This window comes from Yersinia sp. IP36721 (assembly GCF_003634395.1).
Classification (GTDB): Bacteria; Pseudomonadota; Gammaproteobacteria; order Enterobacterales; family Enterobacteriaceae; genus Yersinia; species Yersinia entomophaga.
The window spans coordinates 1-19,776 of record NZ_QCZL01000014.1 but is presented as its reverse complement, the minus strand read 5'-3'; the positions used below and the strand labels follow the sequence as shown (position 1 = coordinate 19,776).

Here is a 19,776-nt window from a genome sequence, read left to right as displayed (position 1 = left end):
CATAGCAGCGATGCTGAAATATTAGAATTTCACCGAACCTTGCAGATAAAGGGTACGCGGCTGGCCGACATACATTCCTTTGTTGTTATCGTCATAGGCGCGGGTGAAGTAATGGTGATCGAAGATATTCTTCACGCCCACCGCCAGATTCAGGTTGGCCATTTGCGGGCCAAAGTTGTAATTGGCGCGAGCGCCCCACAGCATGAATCCAGGAATTCGCCCGTTACTGCCGTCCACGCTTTCTTTCACAGTATTGGCATTGTCCGCAAACTGGCTGGACTGGAACTCGCTATTTAGGTTAAACGTCCAACTACCCGGTGAATAATCCAGCCCCAGCGTGCCTTTGTTTTTAGGTGAGAACGGCACCTGATTACCGCGGTTAGCACCTTCTTCACGGATTATCGCATTCACATAGGCATAGCTGGCGTAGGCCGAAAGGTTATCCAATGCGGGAGATAAATCCGCCAGATCGTAGCGCACCTGACTTTCCAAACCGCTGTGGCGGGTTTTACCGCGAGCGGTCACGCTATCAGTCACCTGATTGGAATCATACTGATTATCAAAGTTAATCAGGAACAGTCCGACTTCCGCTTTCACGATGTCGTTATCGAAGCGCGTCCCCAATTCCCATGTGCGCGCTTTTTCCGGCTCAATTTTGCCGCTATCCACGGCTTTTCCGATTTGGCTGTACTGCACCGTACCGAAGGAACCTTCGGTATTAGCATAGATATTCCAGGCATCATTCAGGTGATAAACCACATTCAGAGCGGGCAGCGGCGCGTTGTAGCTGATGTCCTGCTTAGTATTCTTAATGTAGTTATTCTGATAAGACTGAATACGCTCATAGCGTATCCCCGGCGTAATCGTCCAATCACCAATATCAATACGGTCATCGATATACCAGGCGTGAGCCTGAGTTCCGGACTGAGTATCCCGGTCAAACGGGCTGCTGGTAGTCGGTAATTTTCCACTGCTGGCTAAACTGGTGTAGCGCAATTCATGGGTTGATTCGCTAACGAAACGATAGCCGATACCCACTTCATGGGCGGACGAGCCCAATGTGAAGCTTTGGCTATAACGCGGTTCAATACCGCGAACCCAATATTCGCGCGGTGACAGGGTGATATTTTTGCCCTGATTGAGATAGCCACTGCGTAAGGTGTAGGTATAGAAGCTCTGGATATTAAACTTATGCTGTTGATCCGGTTGATATTGGTAACCCAGACTCGCGAGCTGGCGACGGCCCCAGAATTCGTCGTAAGGACGCGTTGACTGGAAAGGGTCGGCGTTATAAGCCGCACGTGACAAACCGCCCGGCATTTCAGCCCGACCTTCATAATATTGCAGTAAGCTATTGAAAGTATGTACATCGTTTGGCGCATAGCGCGTTTTCAACATCACATCGTCGATTTTGGTGGAACTGTGTTCTCGCCAGTCGCTACCGCGAGTGCCAGAATACAGCAGCGCCGCTCCCAGACCGTTATCCGCCGTGCCGCCAATCATCAGATTTCCGGTGCCTTTGGGATCATTCTGGCTCGATGTCGGGCTCAGTGCGCCTTCCATGCCCGCTGAGAGGCCAAAATCCTGCGGAATAGCGCGAGTCACGAAGTTAACCACGCCGCCAACGCTTTGCGGCCCGTAACGCACGGCACCGCCGCCGCGCACCACATCGACCGCATCCAGATTACCCAGCGAAACCGGTGCAAGGGAAAGCTGAGGCTGGCCGTAAGGGGCAAAAGGAACGGGAATACCGTCCATCAGCACGGTAGAACGACTGGCTAAACGCGGATTAAGGCCACGAATACCGAAGTTCATCGCCATATCATGGCTGCCAGTGCCATTGTTTTCCGGCGCATTCACGCCCGGCATACGGTTTAAAACCTCACGAACGGTAGTCGCACCCGTTTTAGCAAACTCTGCGCGGCGCACGACATCACGCGCCCCGGCGTGTTCAAAAATGTCATTTTCACGCGCATCCCCTAACCAATCACCGACTACGGTCAGAGTATCTGCGTTAGCTGAGACCTCAGGCTCCAGCGTGAAAGCATTGCCGCCCAGCGCTTTACTCCGTAAACCACTACCCGATAACAAAGCGTGTAAACCGCTATTCACCGAATAATTGCCGTTTAGGCCTTCGCTACGTTTGCCGCGAGTCAGTGAGGAATCCACTGACAAAGTGATCTCAGACTGACTGGCAAACAGATTCAATGCGGTATCGAGATCACCCGGTGCAATGTGATAGCTCGCGGTGGCAGAAGCCGCCGTCGCCATTACCGGTGCCAGCATCGCCGCTGGAATTAACGTGCAATGAATGGCGATTGCCAATGGTGTTGCCTTGCTAAAAATGCCAAAAACGCCTGCGCGTGAAGAAATGGACATACCCTCTCCAGAATTTATGTTTTTTTACTGTGCTATGTAGGAGTCGAATGAAATCGCAAAAGGTATAATCGCGAATGCGACTTTTTATCATTTTTATTTAGAAATAAGCATTCAGGCAGGCACCACTTTCACCCAATATCGGGTAAGTGATTGAACTTTAACAGGAAGAGTTTGAGTCAGTATTTTTAGCAAACGATCGGTATCCTTGAGAGGAAAAGTGCCGCTAATACGCAGCTCGGCAACCGTCGGATCGCAGCTTAGGCGGCCATGTCGATAACGCGCAATGTCTTCAATGACATCACCCAGCCGCCCGTCACTGACGCTTAATCGCCCCTGAGTCCAACTTCCGGCACCGGCGATTAACGGAGTCAAGGCAGAGAAATCCCGATCGCTGAAACTCACCGACTGACCTTCATTCACGGTGATAATTTGATTTGGAGCGGCGCGTAGCTTCACTTCGACGGCGTGTTTAAGCACCGATAACTGCGTGATATCTCCGGTTTGTCGCACGATAAATTGTGTACCCAACGCCCGCATCCAGCCCTGCGATGTTTCCACAATAAAAGGTCGAGCCTGCAGATCTTTTGCAGTGGTAATGCCGATCTCTCCCTGATGTAACCAGATCAGCCGCCGATCCGTCGTATAACGAATGTCTGCCGCACTGGCGGTATTGAGGAAAAGTTGGGAACCATCGCTCAAAGGCAGAGATTTAATTTCACCGGTCGAGGTGCGCGCATCTGCCCACAGCCCTTGCCCGGTAGGCGACTGCCAGGCTTTCCAGGAACCACCGACTCCCAGAAAAACCACCAATCCTTTCAATACCCGACGCCGAGTGATTTCCGCCTGCTGTCGTGCCTGATTGAGGGTTTGATAGCTGAATGTACCGGGCATGCTGTGAAACTGCCCCTGTAATGCCTCGACCCGCTGCCACGCCCAGCGATGATCCTCATGCTGCCGATACCAAAGTTGCCACTTTTGCTTTTGCTGCGACGTGACGTTTTCGTCACAAAGGGTAGCAAACCACTGCGCAGCCATTTTCAAGGCCCGTTGCTGAGATTCAGATAATGAGGAACTCATGGCGTTTAAGGATGTTCCAGCGCAAACAGCAGGCAATGTTCGGTCGCTTTTGCCATATATTTTTTGACTGAAATAACCGATATCTGTAAACGTTCGGCTATCACCGGATAAGTGAGCCCTTCCAACTGCGACATCAGAAATGCCTGGCGCACCTTATGCCCAAGCCCATCAAGCATGGTGTCGATCTGTTGCAGCGTTTCCAACAGGCACTGGCGCTGTTCAGGTGAGGTGACAGAAACTTCCGGCATTTGCGCCAGCATTTCAAGATAGGCACGTTCCAGCGCGTTACGGCGGAAATAGTCGATCATGACCCGGCGAGCAACGGTGCATAAGAAGGATTTGGGTTCACGAATTTCATGAGCTTTATTGCCGACGAGAATCCCCATAAAGGTATCCTGCGCCAGATCGTCTGCATCATATGTCGATCCCAGCTTCGATCGCAGCCAATTTCTTAACCAGTGATGGTGCGAGCTGTAGAGAGCTTCAAAGCTAGCAGAAGGTGACGCACCAGCGAGAGTGGACATAGACGGTTACAAAACCCTACCGAGAATTTATTCACGGATAATAATTGATAATAGTTATCATTACAATCGAGAATCAAATGCTATTTTATTTCCTCCTTTTTAATCAATTTGTTAGCGTTATACTCGCAGGTTCTGGCTAGAGATAAATTTAAACGCTTTATTGGCGTGAGTTTACATGAATATGATCAGCGTCAATCAGAGAATTCCGCGTCGGTATCGGGGCGTTCTTTAAAAGAGATCCGATATAACTCATGCCATTACATTAAATATAAGGATAAGGATAAGGATAAGGATAAGGATAAGGATAAGGATAAGGATAAGGATAAGGATAAAGATAAAGATAAAGATAAAGATAAAGATAAAGATAAAGATAAAGATAAAGATAAAGATACAGATACAGATACAGATACAGATACAGATACAGATAAAGATACAGATACAGATACAGATACAGATACAGATACAGATACAGATACAGATACAGAATTAAAGTTTTCGTCAGTCTATTTAAGAAAACCAGCCTTGCGGCTGGCTATTTTATCTCTGGAATGTATTTATCCCGCGACTTTAGCTTCTCTAGCTTGATGTTTAAGAATATCCCGTGCTGAATCAGCCATAATCATAATCGCACCTGCCAGCATCAAAGTATCCTTTAATATCAATCGTCCTGCCCCTGATAAATAAGGGAAACCGTGGTGCATGTCTCCCAAATTCGGAACCCAGGCTTCTGGCGTTGTGATTAAAAATGAAAGGGTAACAAAAGGCGTCAGGAACGCTAGCAGGCCGCCAATCAGGCCTAGCCAACGGCTAAACGGATTGGCTAAGACCAAAAGAGCAATCAGCACTTCCACAACGCCCAGTCCATTAGAAAAATCGTAGGTGTTATTCATTTCTTGCCACTGTCTGGCAACAAGGTTTAACTCACCTTCGTGCGTCATATACTGTTTATATTCGGTGGGATTCTCATAGAAGAATGACATCAACGGGCTATTGGCGACAAAAGGGGTAATACTATCGGCTTCGTAAGGTACAAATTTCAACAAACCGATCCAGATAAAAACAATCGCAATGCTTAATCGGATCAGGGTAAGACCGACCTTATCACCCCGACTCAGTAACTCTAAATACTTGTTCATCGATAAACTCCTTTTTATTTATCTGACACAGCAGTAGAAAACCGGGTTAATTAGATAAGTACCCGTCTTTCCATTGATGAGATAATAGGTTTATCTGAGTGAGTTGCATTTTTCACAGACTCTGAATTTTTTGTCGTATCGTCTGAAATAGCGTGACTACCCATAATCGATAAAACAACTCTCCGTCCGAAATAGAGCGTTGTAATAAAGCAGAATACTTTTATTGAACCAGACTGAATAAATCGTTTAAAGATTCACTCATCGAAGGATGAGTAAAAATCTGATCGCGTAGTATGGTATAAGGCAGCCCCGCATCCATTACCATTTTTACGGTATTGATCATTTCGTGAGAATCAGGGCAAAGCAACGATACACCGAGAATCTGCTGTGTCTTATTATCAATAATCGCTTTTAGCACGCCTCTCGTATCATTTAACACTCGAGCTTTCGGAATAGCAGCGACCGGCAGGGTAACAACCTGAATATCGGCACCGCTATTGCGCGCTTGCGTTTCGGTTAGCCCAACCCGAGACAGCGGCGGATTCATGAATACCGAATAAGGTACATGTTTACGATCGCCGGTATGGCGTTTACCACTCCCCAATAGCTGATCCCGAACAATGCGGAAATCATCCAGCGAAATATAGGTAAACTGCGGCCCACCTTTTACATCCCCCATCGCCCAGATATGACTCGCCGTGGTACGTAAATAAGGATCGACCATCACAGCACCGCGATCGTTAACCTCAACTCCCGCCTGATGCAATTGTAAATCTTGAGTATTCGGCGCTCGCCCGGACGCAACCAGTAAGGCATTTACGTTATAGTCACCTTGATCGGTATGCAGCTGAACTGCGCCATTATATTCAGATACGCAATCGACCTTGGCATTGAGCACCAGTTCAACGCCCTGATCTTTCAAAATACCCAGAATCGCCCCTGCTACATCCTGATCTTCATGAGGTAAAAAGCGCGATGCCGTTTCGAAAATAGTCACTTTACTACCAAACTGAGCAAAGATTGAGGCAAACTCCACGCCAATATACCCGCCGCCAAGAATGCCCAAATGAACGGGCAAAGTTTCCAGATTCAGCAGGCCGGTACTGTCATAAACCCCCGGCGTTGATGCTAAACCTTCCACCGGTGGCATTACCGACTTCGCTCCGGTATTGATAAAGATCTTTTCACCGGTGAGCGTTAATTCCCCTTCCGGCGTTGTGACTCGTAGCGTATGGCTATCAATAAATTCCGCACGCCCATCAATAACATCAACATTCTCCAAATCCGCCAGATTGTGATAATTCTTATCCCGCAGGAAATTAACCAGATCGGATTTACGACGCATAGCCTGAGAAAAGTCATAATGGAGTTGCGCATCATGAACCAAAGCTTTAGTTGGGATACAGCCAATATTAATGCAGGTACCGCCATACATTTTCTTTGACTGCTCAATAATGGCAACTTGCCAGCCGGCTTTAGCCAGGGTTACAGCCAGAGTTTTCCCGCCTTTCCCAAACCCGACTATGACAGCTTGATAATGATTCATGATTCATCCTCGCCAAGAATTTCTAATCCAAACCTGAGAAAAATAACGCCCCTAAAAATCCCAGAACGATTTCGATAGGTCATAGTGTAGCTATAACGACTGTGCTAACGTATTTCCATCACGCTTGATAAATTGTTCTGGAGTCTAATTTGGATACCCTTAGCAGGCTGATCGCTCTTAATCCCCCGCGGGGCCGCCTTGACCGTAATTGTATTCTGGATGGTGACTGGCAATTACCTCACGCCGCAGGTGACTTATCCGTCATTCGCTGGCATGTGGTCATTACCGGTTCGGCTTGGCTTGATTTATCTTCCGGCGAGTCCCGCCTGCTGGAAAATACCACCATGCTGCTGTTACCCCAAAGCTCCGCCCATCGCCTGCGACAGCATACAAAAGAAAATACCCAGATTTTATGCGGTAGTATGAATATGCCCATTAGCGCTCGCCATTTTCTGACCGCGCTGCCAGAGGTATTGGTGCTGTCCCCTGAGAATGCCTCAGTAAGTCGGGAGTGGTTCCACTACGCTATCAAACTGATGCAGGAAGAGGTGAATCGCGGCCAGCCCGGTGCCGAAGCGATTTGCAGCCAAATGTGCGGGATGTTTTTAACCTTTGCGATACGTGGTTGGCTACAACATTCTCCACTGGATAAAGGGCTACTGCAGGCTTTGCTACATACCCGATTAGGTGAAGCGGTGGCTCAAATGCTGGAAGCTCCTCATTATCACTGGACGGTGGAAAGCCTGGCGCAAATCGCCCATATGTCTCGGGCTAGTTTTGCCGAAGTGTTTCGTCAGGTCTCAGGGACAACTCCGCTTTCATTGTTGACGACTCTGAGAATGCAGCTTGCCGCACAGCGTCTGGCTCGCGAAGCCGCGCCTTTGGTAGCTATCGCAGAACTGGTGGGCTATGCCAACGAATCATCTTTCCACAAAGCTTTTGTGCGCCATTTTGGCTGTACGCCGGGGCAATACCGTAACAAAGCTAAAGAATTGGCGACACATAGCGGAGACTAGAGGGTTGGCCATAAACTGCCTGTTTTAAACAGAAACGCAACTCATCGTTTATTCGCTGTGCGTTTATTGACGACGAACTGAGTAACCATTCGTTTATTCACCGCCAGTGTGGTGGCAACGCTCCGATCGCCAGCACATTATCATTCCCTTTTATCCTATTGCACCCGGCTTAATGGGTAACCCTCAATTTTAATCCCAATGTTATTTTTTTGAATAAGATTCATATAAACTGAATGCCTTTCTCTATCAGTCGAACTGAAATGTGATTATCAAGCTGCAAAGACTTACAAAAACGCGTCGAATTATCGAAGCGAATGTACATTCTCTTTTTGATAAATGCCATGTGTTCTATCTTCTATCTTCTATCTTCTATCTTCTATCTTCTATCTTCTATCTTCTATCTTCTATCTTATTATCGTCGACATTATATATCTTAGCTAATTCCTTATTGGTGCAGCGTTGTAGCATAAGAAAAAAATAATATACCTGCACGTTTAACAAGTCATTTTATACCTCGCTAAGGCACCATCAGGGAAACCTCATTTACGTTAGAAAGCGCCTTTGGAAGAGCAAGATTAATTGCCATAGGGGAGCTAATAATACAAGTAGATATACCGACAGCCAGAACTTACTACTCTTAACCGGTTTTTACTTTCCAGTTGATTATTTATCGCCCGATTTAATCAGAACGACTAAATATAACCGCGCACCTGCTGATAATAAAATGCCTAAATCAGGAAATAAAAAAGTCAGCCACTATATAGGCTGACTTTTTAACAGACTTTTATGATTAATTTATATCGGGATGCTGGGCGATAAGATTCTTTCTTTTTTTCTCCAGCTCAGCAATTTCCTGATCGATATCCTCAATACTTTGCTCAATATTATCATGGTGTTCTTGCAGGATTTCCTTAGCTTCTGCCCGGTCGGAAGCTGCCGGCGTAGCGCCTTTCAGCGGTTTATTCGCCGTTTCCTTCATAAATATCCCTGTAACCAAACCTATAACCGCAACCACCATCAAATAATAGGCTGGCATGAAGAGATTCTGAGTGGATTCAACCAGCCATGCGGCAATGGTTGGAGTCAACCCGGCAATCATTACCGATATATTAAAAGCGATGGCCAATGCACTGTAACGAATATGCGTAGGGAACATGGCAGGTAAAGTTGAAGCCATTACGCCGATAAAGCAGTTCAACAATACGGCCAGAATCAACAATCCACAGAATATCAGGCCAATCACGCCGCTGTTAATCAGGATGAAGCATGGAATGGCCAAAACAAAAAGGCCAATACTTCCGCATACGATAAAAGGTTTGCGGCCAAATCTGTCGCTCATCAATCCCATAATTGGCTGGACAAACAACATACCCAACATGATGGCGATGATGATTAGTACACCGTGATCTTCCGAATAATGCAGGCTATGAGACAAGTAGCTCGGCATATAGGTCAACAGCATGTAGTAAGTGACGTTAGTAGCAATAACCATACCAACGCATATGATCAGATTTTTCCATTGCTTCGTTAGAATTTCGCGGAAAGAAACCTTTGGCGGTTGAGTAATATTATTGCGCGCATCGCTATCCATTTGCTCAACATGCTGTTGGAAGGTTGGAGTTTCTTCCAAAGCGTGGCGCAGATAAATACCAATCAATCCTAGCGGAGCTGCAATAAAGAAAGGAATACGCCATCCCCATTCAAGGAAATTAGCTTCACCGACAATGCTGGAAATCAGAACAACCACTCCGGCGCCTAAAATAAAACCGGCAATGGAACCAAAATCTAACCAACTCGCGAGGAAACCGCGCTTTCTATCCGGAGAATATTCAGCAACAAAAATAGCCGCTCCGGTATATTCACCACCGACGGAAAAGCCTTGGGCCAATTTAGCCAATAACAGTAGTATCGGTGCCCAAATCCCGATTGATGCATAGGACGGAATTAAGCCAATACAGAAGGTACTGACAGACATAATAATAATGGTGACGGACAAAACTTTTTGCCGTCCAAACTTATCGCCGAGGGCACCAAAGAATATGCCGCCAAGTGGGCGAACCAAAAAAGGTACGGAAAAGGTCGCCAATGCGGCGATCATTTGAATTCCGGGATCGGCCCCAGGGAAAAATACTTGCCCCAGTGCGAAGGCGACAAAACCGTAAACACCAAAATCAAACCATTCCATAGCATTGCCTAATGCAGCCGCGGTAATTGCTTTTTTCAGTTTGGTGTCATCAATGATAGTGATATCATTGATTTGCATAGGTTTTACCTTTCTTTTGCGTAATCCCATTATTTACTCCCTTGTATTCATCTTCATTCCACTGTGTAAAGCCAGAAAGAGTTAATTGCTTTAGCAGCCATCAAAAAAATTTATGTAACTATATAAGTAATAACCTATGTAATTACGTGATGCAATGAAGAATCAGGTGGAAATACGGGCTGAATGGCTATTTTTACTGACAAAAACTGACGAAATTATTATGAAAAAAAACCTTATTTTTCTCGATGTTACTGATATTTTTTCCTTTATAACTTACAGGGTTAGCGAAAATTGACAAAAAATGACGAAGACTTAAAGCTCACGAAGAAAAGGACGAAATCATCGACGCGTTCAAAAAAAATAATAAATTTCCTTTGACAGAGCAAATGACTGTTCTTGCGGATTAAATAACCTAACGAATTATTTTGATACATTCTCGTTAGCCGAAGCAACCATAGATAAATAGTGGCTAATAATTATCTGATTAGCCATAAATAAGGCAATGACGCTTTAGTAGAATGGCGAGGCCCTTTATTTATTGTTTCCCTTCCTTTTTTAGCAGCGCTCTCTTGCGCTCAACACCCCAACGATAGCCAGACAACCCGCCATCCTGACGAACGACCCGATGGCAAGGAATCGCCACAGCCAGCATATTGGCGGCACAGGCTCCGGCAACGGCGCGCATCGCCTTTGGTAAACCAATTTTATCGGCAATTTCGCTATAACTCACCGTGGCACCTAGCGGGATTTCTCGCAAAGCTTGCCAGACCCGCTGCTGAAAAGCTGTTCCGCGAATATCCAATGGTAAATCCAGGCCAATTTCTGGCGTTTCAATACACCCCACCACCTGAGCCACCAGGATGTCAAAAGTTTCATCCCCGCCGATTAAAACCGCCTGAGGAAACTTATCTTGCAGCTCTTGCACTAGCTGTTGCGCACTCTCTCCCATCCAAATCGCGCAAACCCCCCGTTCACTTTTCGCCACTAGAATATCGCCCAATGAACACTGGCCAACGGCAAAATAAATAGTTGTTCCGGTTCCACCGCGATGGAATGCCTTAGGCGTCATGCCTAACATGGCATTAGATTTATGGTAGAAACGTGCATTCGATTGATAGCCCGCTTCGAAAATAGCGTCGGTAACAAAACCCGTTTGCGCCAATTGCTGACGTATCCGCTGAGTACGCAAAGCTTCAGCGTAGCCTTTTGGCGTCAGGCCAATCGCCGCTTTAAATCGTCGGTGAAAATGATATGCGCTCTGGCCCACATAATCAGCCAGTTCATTTAGCGTTGGAATATGATCGGACTTTTCAATATAGCGGCAGGCTTTGGAAATTATTTCGTACTGCTGATCTCCCTGAACACCGCCGCAACGTTTACACGGGCGAAATCCTGCTACTTCAGCCGCTAACCTATTCGCGAAAAACACCACGTTTTCCTGCCGGGGCTGACGGGATGGGCAAGACGGTAAGCAATAAATACCGGTGGTTTTTACCCCATATATAAAAGCGCCATCGGCGTCTTTATTTCGCTGGACGATAGCCAGCCAACGCGCCCGATCGCTCTTGAAATTCTGTCTAGCATTCATAATCGTTAACCCTCGACGAATGGAATCGTTAAGGCGTTGCCGTTTAAAATTTCGGTCCCGCCAGTGCTAGCCAGATTAATTCAGAGAAAACGGTCAAACACTCCGCTTCTTGCTTTTTCATTCGAGCTTCGGGTGAAAAGACTTTAATATTTCCCCCCCGCGAGCGGAATTATTTTTCACTCATCTTTGGATAAAGCCCAAAGATACAAAGAAGCGGTGGTGCCATAGGGTGAATAACGTGTTCTATAACGTTTAAAGCGCTCTTTAGTCAGTTCTTTATGACGATATAAATTCATCATACCGCGCCGAATAGCCAAATCCCCCCAACTCACAACATCTGGACGCGCCAGCGAAGAAATTAGCAGCATTTCTGCGGTCCATACGCCAATACCATTTAATCTGGAAAGAGTGCGAATGATTTCGTCATCGCTTTGGCTATGAATATTTGTCAAATCCAGCTCTCCGACCCGCACCGACTCTGCTGCCCCTTTAATATATTGGGCTTTTTTCATTGTCATACCACAGCGCTGTATTTCTTCATCAGGCAATAACAGAATGCGTTCAGGCGTAATATTTCCGACTAATATCTGCAAGCGCGTATTAACGGTTTGCGCCGCTTTTACCGATATTTGTTGTTCAACAATATATTGCACTAACCCGGCAAACAGATCGGGATTGGTTGGACGTTGTAACATGCCAAAGCGTTCAATGGCCGCAGCCATCTTTTTATCGCGTTTTTTGAGATGCTGAATCTCAGTTTCGCCATAAACAAAAAACATGCCCGCCCCTCAGTGAATTGCCTTCGCTACGAATATCCTTCATTGATACTGTATTTTTATCATGATGAATAGAGCCAATCTGGAAAATATTGACGCTAAACGAGATAGGATTTTATTTATCGGCCCAATGAGGTTCACGCCAGAGTAGTTTTCGCTGCCAGTCTCGGCAAACGCTTTTCATCCAGCTTACCATTTGGCGTGAGCGGCATTTCACTGAGCAAATGTAGCTGACTGGGAATCAGATATTCCGGCAGCCTGTGCGCCAAATCACAGAGAATACGACAAGGCTCCGGCGCGCAGGCCGGATAACACTGACATAGGGTCGCAAATGCCAACAGTTTTTCCTCAGCACCCAATCGTTGAACGACCACTTTGACCTGCTTTAATAACGGGCACACGCGGATCAACTGCGATTCCACTTCGGCAATATCGATCAGATAACCGCCGATTCGTACCTCTTCCTCTATACGCCCTAGAAATTGATAATGCCCGCAAGGCAGTTTTCTGAACTTATCGCCGGTACGGTATAAGCGTAACCTTTGGCCCGGTATTGGCTGCCACTCGATAAATCGCTGGGCAGTAAGCTGCGGTTGGTTGAGATACCCTCGCGCCAGCCCGAGGCCAGAGAGATAAAGCTCTCCGGCTTCCCCCGGCAGGCATTCGGCACCGTCACGGTCCAAAATCCAAGCCTGAATCCCAGTAACCGGTTGACCAACATGAACGCGCTGGCCGAGGAAAATCCGCCCATAAAGAGCGGTTACCGTACATTCCGCCGGGCCGTACAGATTATAAAGCGCTACGCGATCTGCCCAGCGATCCGCCAGATTTTGTGGGCAATCTTCGCCCCCGATGGCAATCAGCGACGGTAACCCTGCGGCCTGGATATCAAGACGAGCTAACAATGCGGTAGGTAGAAATAAGTGGCTGCTGCGGCTGTGGACAATAGCCGCTGTTTCCCCGCAGCCAAGAGCCAATTCTCCTCCGCAGATTAACGGCAACAAAGCGGCCATATTACCCGCGTCAAATGCCAGAGATAAGGCGTTATACACCCGGCTGTTGGCGGTGATTCCTAGCCCTTTAGCATGATCTTTCAATAAATTAGCCAAAGCGCCATGTTCGATCATTACCCCTTTCGGCACGCCTGTGGAACCGGAGGTATAGATAATTAAAGCCAACTGCTGGGGACGACGAACGACCTGCGGCGGTTGGCTGCCCGACCAACGTTGAATACCGCGAAGAAATCCGGAAGAGGTTATATCGAAATAGCGGGCGCAGGACCAAAGCGCCATTGAATCACCGCTGCCAACGCCAAGAATCACGCTCAGCCCAGCGTCGGCGACCATATGGCTAAGTCGTCCAAGCGGGTAATCCATATCCAGCGGCACGTAGCAGGCTCCTGCTTTCCACACCGCCAGCAGTGCCACCAGAAAATAGGGATCGCTACCGGTAAGTACGCCGATCCTTGAGTGCTCACCTATTCCCTGTTGATTCAGCCAGTTGGCAATACGATTAGCATCTCTTTCCAGCTGAAAATAGCTGATGATCCCCTGTTGCGCATTCCTTGCCGCAATGCGATCTGGCGTTAACCGACTCCAGACCTCGATCAGGTCAGTGACCGTTTCTTCCATCGGATAATCCATCAGGCCGCCAGAGTTGCGCCACCATCCACGACAATATCCTGCAACGTAATATGGCTAGCTAAATCTGAAGCCAAGAACGCGACCGTTTGAGCAATTTCCGCAGGCGTAGCGATTTTCCCCAGCGGGATTCCGAGCTTGTACTGCTGAGGAAAACCGGCGATGGTGCGTTGCTCGGCGTCTGGCGTTTGCCACATTCCGCGTTGCATTGGGGTATCGGTCGATCCCGGCGAAACCAGATTGCAGCGCACGCCATAGGGAGCTAACTCCAGCCCAACGCAATGGCTGAAACTGGTTAATGCGGCTTTAGAGGCACAGTAAGCGGCCATTTGCATACGCGGTACATGAGCCGCATTTGAGCCAATGCTGACTATCGCGCCGGACCGCTGCTGCTTGAACACCGGAATAAGCTGTTTTAACAGATAAAAAGCACCAGAAACGTTGACGTCAAAACACTGCTGCCAGTCATCCAAACTCAAGTTTTGGGCTTCTCCCATACGCAAAATACCCGCTGCGTTCACCAACACATCGATGCCGGACGCAACCTCAAGCAGTTGCTCGCAAACGTCCGCCACCTGCGCAGGCTGCCTAATATCCAGCACTGCCGTAGTGAAAGGATATTTTTCATTGGGAAAGTTTTTATCCAGGCCAAAGACTTCCGCGCCCAGCGCCGTGAATAATTTAGCCGTTTCAAAACCGATACCCTGACCCGCACCGGTCACCCACACACGCTTACCGGTGAAATCCATTTGTACCATTGTGCCAGCCATTATTTCGCCCCAGCCGCCAGTTGTTTCTCAAACAGTGCCCACCAGCCATTTAAGCTTGGGGATTTCGCCAGATCGACAAAACTCAGCTCAATACCTTGCTGACGCCATTCGGTCACCAGCGCCATGATATGAACGGAATTCAGGCCGTAATCGATCAGATTTTCATCTTCATCAAAGTCTTCGTCACTTTCGTCAATCAGCGCCAGGAGCTGTGCTTTCAAGCTTTCTTTGCTGAATCTGTTATCACTTTGGTTTGCTTCACCCAGCAGTGCCTCAGTGAAAATCACACTTCCGCTACGCGTCGCCACATATTTCAGCGCCATCAGATGCTCTTCCAGCGAGAAATCAGCCACCGCGTCCGCCACCATAAACGGCTTAATATCTTTCATGAAAGCGTCCGTTGCAGTAATCATGCAGCCAATGTGGCCGTAGATACCGCAAATCACCAACTGGTCACGCCCCATTTCCTTCATCATTTGTTCTAACGGCGAGCGATGGAATGCGCTATAGCGCCATTTCACCAAAATCTCGTCGTCTTCTTCCGGCGTTAACGCACTCACTACCCGCTGCTTGGCCGGATGATCGTTTAAACCTGCGCCCCACATGTCATTCAGCAGCGCCCGATCTTCCGGGCTTTGATTATTAGGTTGAGCGGTATAAATCACCGGCACACCCTGACTTTTACAGTAGCGGCGAATGGCGGCAATATTGTCGATCACCCGATTAATCATTGGGTTATTGTCACCGTAGAAGCTGACAAAGTAGTCCTGCATATCGTGAATCAGCAGCACGGCTTTGGTCGGATCGAACTGCCAGCCCACTTTATTTGCCGGAACATGTTCTGCCTGCGGCAGTTGATAAGCAGAAAGAGTTGGAATCGCCATGAAAAAATCCTTATTCACTGATGCTGATTTGGGTCTGAATGGTTTGTCGCAGTAGTCGCTTGTCTATCTTCCCGACCGGCGTAACCGGTAGGCTATCGACCATTTCAAATCGATCCGGCAGCTTGAATTCCGCCACCCCGATACCACGCAGATATTTGCGTAAGTGGAGCGGTTTGAGACTGGCATCGCGAGTTACCACAAAGGCACAGCTTTTTTCACCCAGCATTTCATCAGGCATCGACACCAGCGCCGCGTGAATGATGCTTTCGTGGGTTAACAGCAGATTTTCTACCTCTTCGGCGGCAATTTTTTCGCCCCCGCGATTGATTTGATCCTTCTCACGCCCAACAACGCACAGGTAGCCGTCTTCGGTCATCTGTACTACATCGCCAGAGTGGTAAAATCCTTCATCATCAAAAGCTTTCGCATTATGTTCTGGGCTACGGTAATAGCCGCGGAAAGTATAAGGCCCGCGCGTGACTAACTCTCCCGCTTCTCCCGGCGCAACCGGCTGACCGGCACTGTCCAGCACCCTAACTTCATCATCGGCGCTGATAGGGCAACCCTGCGTGGTGAAAATACGCTCGTCGCTATCGTCCAAACGGGTGTAATTCACCAAGCCTTCGGCCATTCCCAGCACTTGTTGCAACTGACAGCCCAGCATCTGCGGAATGCGCCGTGCCAGCGATTCACTCAGTTTGGAGCCGCCGACCTGCAACAGTTTCAAGCTAGCGAGATCCTCTGTGCCAAAATGCTCGGCGGCCTGCAGCCACAGAGATACAGCTGGCGGAACCAATGAGGTCATGGTGATTTGATGACGTTTAATCAGTGGGAAACAGCTCATAGCGCTAGGCTCAGGAGCCAAAACTACGCAGCCACCGCCATAGAAAATACCCAATGCGCCGGGCGAGCTGAGCGGATAGTTATGAGCCGCAGGCAGCGCGCACAGATAGCGGGTATTTTCATCATTTTGACAAATATCTACGCTGCCTCTGACGCTGTAGTAATAATCATTGTGAGTTCGCGGAATCAGTTTCGGCGTCCCGGTACTGCCACCGGAAAGCTGGAAAAAGGCGACTTCGTCCGCCGCAGTCGGCGAAAAATCAGGCAACTCGCCGTCTAATTCCTCATACAGCATGGTCTGTAACAATGGCGCATAATCATTCTCACCATCAATAATCACAAATTCAAGAGAAGGCACTGACTGCTGCAACTGCTGCGTAAAGGCCGCGTCACTAAACAAAGCGTGGCTGGCGGAGGCAATCAACAGGCGCGGCTGAATTTGTTTAGCGTAAGCATTCAGCTCCAACCGATTGTGGCTAAATAAGGCATTTACCGGTACCACGCCAATTTTCAACAGCGCGAAATACACTAAATAAAACTCGGCGACATTGGGTAATTGCACCAAAGCCGTATCGCCATGTCCCAGTCCCTGACCGGTTAATCTGGCGGCCAGTCGATCCGAAGCGCGATTCATTTCGGCATAGCTGAACTGGCGTTCGCCGCAAATCACCGCCGTTGCCTGTGGACGCAGTTGGCACTGTCTGGACAGCACGTCCGTCAGCGGTAAATCAATCCAATAACCTTTTTCGCGATATTGACGTGCAAACTCCGCAGGCCAACGGGTAAATTCAATACTCATGGCAAACGTCCCTGTGATTGAATTCCCAACGCATTCAACATGGTGCCTAGCTTGGCTTCGGTTTCGGCCCACTCAAGTGCAGGCTGCGATGCCATCACGATTCCGGCCCCAGCAAACAGGCGCGCCTGAGTGTCATGCAGCGTTGCGCAGCGAATCGCTACCGCCCACTCCCCGTTGCCGTCTTCATCACACCAGCCGACGATACCGCTGAATAAGCCTCGTTCGAAAGGCTCTAACTGATTGATTAACCGACGAGCTGATTCCGTTGGGAACCCGCAGAGCGCTGGCGTTGGATGTAATAGGCAAGCCAGTTCCAGCACCGAGGTTTGGGCACTTTCCAGCTCGCCGCTAATAGCTGTAGAAAGATGCCACAGTGCAGCGGTGCTAATCAGTGAAGGCTGCGTCGGGATATTTAACGAGCGGCAATACGGCGTCAGTAAGCGGCGAATTTCGTCGATAACCAAACGATGCTCATACTGATCCTTTCCAGAATTCATTAAGGCTTGAGAAACCACATGATCGCCTTCTACCGTTGCCTGACGTTTTGCCGAACCGGCTAAGGGGTTGGTATAAACTCGATCTCCGTCCTTACGTACCAGAAGTTCCGGGCTGGCTCCCAACAAAACGCCGCCTTCACTCAGAGGAATATGGAAATGAAACGCGCCTGGATTTTGGCGTAATAAGTGATTGATAACCCGGTTAGGATTGATCGGTGTCTCGGTTTCAATCTCTAAAATTCGCGACAATACCACCTTATGCATTGCGCCCCGACGGAAGGTTTCAACCGCCTGAGCAACCGCCTGTTTAAAGTCGTCTTCATTAGGCAGGCTGCGCCACTGAGCGACAGAAACCGGGTCTTCTGATGTATCTGATGCAGCAGAAACCAATTCCTGACGGTCGAGAAATTGATAGGATTGAGGAATGAATAGCTGGGTAGGCTGGCTAATATCAAAGGGAATGGCTCCGACAACGATAGGACGTTGCAGGCCATCGGCGCGCGCTTTGATAAATGCCTTCTGGATCGATTCTTGCAGCGTACCGGGGTATTCCGCACCGCCTTGTGCTCGTTGAGTAATTCGTTCCGCCACCCCCTGTGTTTTTATACTCCGATGTGCTGAAGTGAATAAAAACGCTGAGGAAGTCGCTGAAAAAAGTGAGTTATCCAAACGCCCTGCAGTGCCACTGTGTGCCACAAAAACCTCCACCACGATGTAAATAGTAATGTTAATAATAATTACTATCATTCCACTTAAGCATGGTAAATTACGACGAAGCATTGACATTGTCAATGTATGTAAATATTCCATTAATCATTTTTGCTTATGTGGATAAGCCAGAAAAATAGGAGATTCAACTAAGCCATGTCCCTTTTTTTTCGTAGCATTACGCAGAAAACCCGCCGCGTAGCCTTTCCGGCCTTTTTATGCCTGCTGGCTCTTTTGGGCTTGAGTGGATGTAAACCGGCGGATGAAACGCCCCGGATTTCCCCTACGCCCCCAGCCAGCGAAACCAATGGTCAATGGCCCCGCACGGTTCATACCGCCAGAGGCGATGTGCAGCTTGAGAAAGCACCGCGACGCATTGTTTCTACAAGCATTACGATTACTGGTACTTTGCTGGCAATCAAAGCGCCGGTGATTGGTACTGGCGCAACCGTTCCTAACACCACGGTTGCTGACGATCTCGGCTTCTTTACGCAATGGTCAAAAGAGGCCAAAGCGCGCAATCTGGTACCTATGTACCAAACAGAGCCGAATGCAGAAGCGGTGGCCGGTATGAATCCGGATTTGATTATCATTTCAGCTACCGGCGGCGATTCGGCCTTGAAGTTGTACGAGCAGCTTTCAGCCATTGCTCCAACTCTGGTAATGAATTACGACGATAAAAGCTGGCAGGAACTGGCGCTAACGCTGGGTCAGGCAACCGGCCACGAAGCCGATGCAGAGCGAGTAATTAGCGACTTTGCCAAACGTCTGGATCAGGTAAAAAACAGTATTACGCTACCGCCGCAACCGGTTTCAGCCTTTGTGTATCAGGCTGGAGGGCAGACCGCCAACCTGTGGACGGCAAACTCGGCGCAGGGAAAATTATTATTGGAGCTGGGCTTTACGCTAGCCACTGTCCCTGAATCCGTACTGGGTAATACCAGTATGGGACATCGTAAAGATATCATTCAGTTAGGCGGAGAAAAGCTAGCGGAAGGGCTGACCGGCAACACCTTCCTGCTATTTTCTGGCGACAGGCCTGCGATTGAGGCGTTGGAAGCGAATAAGTTTCTCTCCCACCTAGCGCCACTCCAGCAGAACCGCGTTTATGCGATGGGCAACGATACTTTCCGCCTGGATTATTACAGCGCCAGCAATATGTTGCAGCGAATTGAGGGGCTGTTTAAGAAGGATTAGGTTTGATTTTGATCTTAAGAGCGTATTTAAGCTACTGAAGGTTGGAATTGGGTTCAGTTTCGTAAGCCCAGCAGTTCACTGTCTCCTCACTTGCCGTGGAGGCTTCCGAGCAGGGTTGGCGCGAAAGTGGGGT

16 protein-coding genes are annotated in these 19,776 nt (G+C 48.4%); 3 read left to right on the top strand and 13 right to left on the bottom strand.

Annotated elements, in window-relative coordinates; translation table 11 throughout:
* Positions 1-21: 21 nt before the first annotated feature.
* From fecA to fecI, 3 genes are all read right to left on the bottom strand, one after another.
* A complete protein-coding gene (fecA, locus tag DBA33_RS12580; protein WP_120806579.1) occupies positions 22-2,379 on the bottom strand; it encodes a TonB-dependent Fe(3+) dicitrate receptor FecA in 2,358 nt (785 codons plus the stop codon).
* A gap of 111 nt (positions 2,380-2,490) precedes the next feature.
* Complete coding sequence (gene fecR, locus DBA33_RS12575; protein WP_120806578.1) at positions 2,491-3,456, bottom strand: ferric citrate uptake sigma factor regulator FecR; 966 nt, start codon at positions 3,454-3,456, stop codon at positions 2,491-2,493.
* A gap of 5 nt (positions 3,457-3,461) precedes the next feature.
* A complete protein-coding gene (gene fecI / locus DBA33_RS12570) occupies positions 3,462-3,980 on the bottom strand; it encodes a ferric citrate uptake sigma factor FecI (RefSeq protein WP_120806577.1) in 519 nt (172 codons plus the stop codon).
* A gap of 165 nt (positions 3,981-4,145) precedes the next feature.
* Between fecI and DBA33_RS20800 the strand changes: the two genes are divergently transcribed.
* A complete protein-coding gene (locus DBA33_RS20800) occupies positions 4,146-4,565 on the top strand; it encodes a hypothetical protein (RefSeq protein WP_205582776.1) in 420 nt (139 codons plus the stop codon).
* Here the strand turns inward: DBA33_RS20800 and rclC are convergent.
* Together rclC and rclA are read right to left on the bottom strand one after the other, a co-directional pair.
* Positions 4,535-5,116: a reactive chlorine resistance membrane protein RclC gene (gene rclC, locus DBA33_RS12560; protein ID WP_120806576.1), complete on the bottom strand. Its 582-nt coding sequence runs from the start codon at positions 5,114-5,116 to the stop codon at positions 4,535-4,537. The genes DBA33_RS20800 and rclC overlap by 31 nt on opposite strands.
* A 220-nt stretch (positions 5,117-5,336) precedes the next feature.
* The gene (gene rclA / locus DBA33_RS12555) at positions 5,337-6,662 is read right to left on the bottom strand and encodes a reactive chlorine resistance oxidoreductase RclA (protein ID WP_064515097.1); all 1,326 of its coding nucleotides are present in this window, start codon (positions 6,660-6,662) and stop codon (positions 5,337-5,339) included.
* A gap of 149 nt (positions 6,663-6,811) precedes the next feature.
* Here rclA and rclR point away from each other — a divergent pair, with 149 nt between their 5' ends.
* On the top strand, positions 6,812-7,678 hold the full coding sequence (gene rclR, locus DBA33_RS12550; RefSeq protein ID WP_064515098.1) for a reactive chlorine-specific transcriptional regulator RclR: 867 nt from the start codon (positions 6,812-6,814) through the stop codon (positions 7,676-7,678).
* Between the two features lie 790 nt (positions 7,679-8,468).
* Here rclR and proP read toward each other — a convergent pair.
* The 8 genes from proP to DBA33_RS12510 form a co-directional block, all read right to left on the bottom strand.
* Positions 8,469-9,971: a glycine betaine/L-proline transporter ProP gene (gene proP, locus DBA33_RS12545; RefSeq protein ID WP_049597746.1), complete on the bottom strand. Its 1,503-nt coding sequence runs from the start codon at positions 9,969-9,971 to the stop codon at positions 8,469-8,471.
* A gap of 505 nt (positions 9,972-10,476) precedes the next feature.
* Entirely contained in the window at positions 10,477-11,529 is a 1,053-nt protein-coding gene (gene ada / locus DBA33_RS12540) for a bifunctional DNA-binding transcriptional regulator/O6-methylguanine-DNA methyltransferase Ada (protein WP_120806575.1), read from the bottom strand.
* A gap of 176 nt (positions 11,530-11,705) precedes the next feature.
* Positions 11,706-12,308: a DNA-3-methyladenine glycosylase gene (locus DBA33_RS12535; RefSeq protein WP_064515101.1), complete on the bottom strand. Its 603-nt coding sequence runs from the start codon at positions 12,306-12,308 to the stop codon at positions 11,706-11,708.
* 134 nt (positions 12,309-12,442) lie between these two features.
* Complete coding sequence (locus DBA33_RS12530) at positions 12,443-13,948, bottom strand: amino acid adenylation domain-containing protein (RefSeq protein WP_064515103.1); 1,506 nt, start codon at positions 13,946-13,948, stop codon at positions 12,443-12,445.
* Complete coding sequence (gene dhbA, locus DBA33_RS12525; protein WP_276148119.1) at positions 13,948-14,715, bottom strand: 2,3-dihydro-2,3-dihydroxybenzoate dehydrogenase; 768 nt, start codon at positions 14,713-14,715, stop codon at positions 13,948-13,950. The genes DBA33_RS12530 and dhbA overlap by 1 nt, the downstream gene beginning before the upstream one ends.
* A complete protein-coding gene (locus DBA33_RS12520) occupies positions 14,715-15,599 on the bottom strand; it encodes an isochorismatase (protein WP_120806574.1) in 885 nt (294 codons plus the stop codon). The genes dhbA and DBA33_RS12520 overlap by 1 nt, the downstream gene beginning before the upstream one ends.
* 10 nt (positions 15,600-15,609) lie before the next feature.
* Complete coding sequence (locus DBA33_RS12515) at positions 15,610-17,241, bottom strand: (2,3-dihydroxybenzoyl)adenylate synthase (RefSeq protein ID WP_064515106.1); 1,632 nt, start codon at positions 17,239-17,241, stop codon at positions 15,610-15,612.
* Complete coding sequence (locus DBA33_RS12510; RefSeq protein WP_064518369.1) at positions 17,238-18,434, bottom strand: isochorismate synthase; 1,197 nt, start codon at positions 18,432-18,434, stop codon at positions 17,238-17,240. The genes DBA33_RS12515 and DBA33_RS12510 overlap by 4 nt, the downstream gene beginning before the upstream one ends.
* A gap of 168 nt (positions 18,435-18,602) precedes the next feature.
* Between DBA33_RS12510 and fepB the strand changes: the two genes are divergently transcribed.
* Entirely contained in the window at positions 18,603-19,643 is a 1,041-nt protein-coding gene (gene fepB / locus DBA33_RS12505) for a Fe2+-enterobactin ABC transporter substrate-binding protein (RefSeq protein ID WP_162975202.1), read from the top strand.
* Positions 19,644-19,776 lie beyond the last annotated feature (133 nt).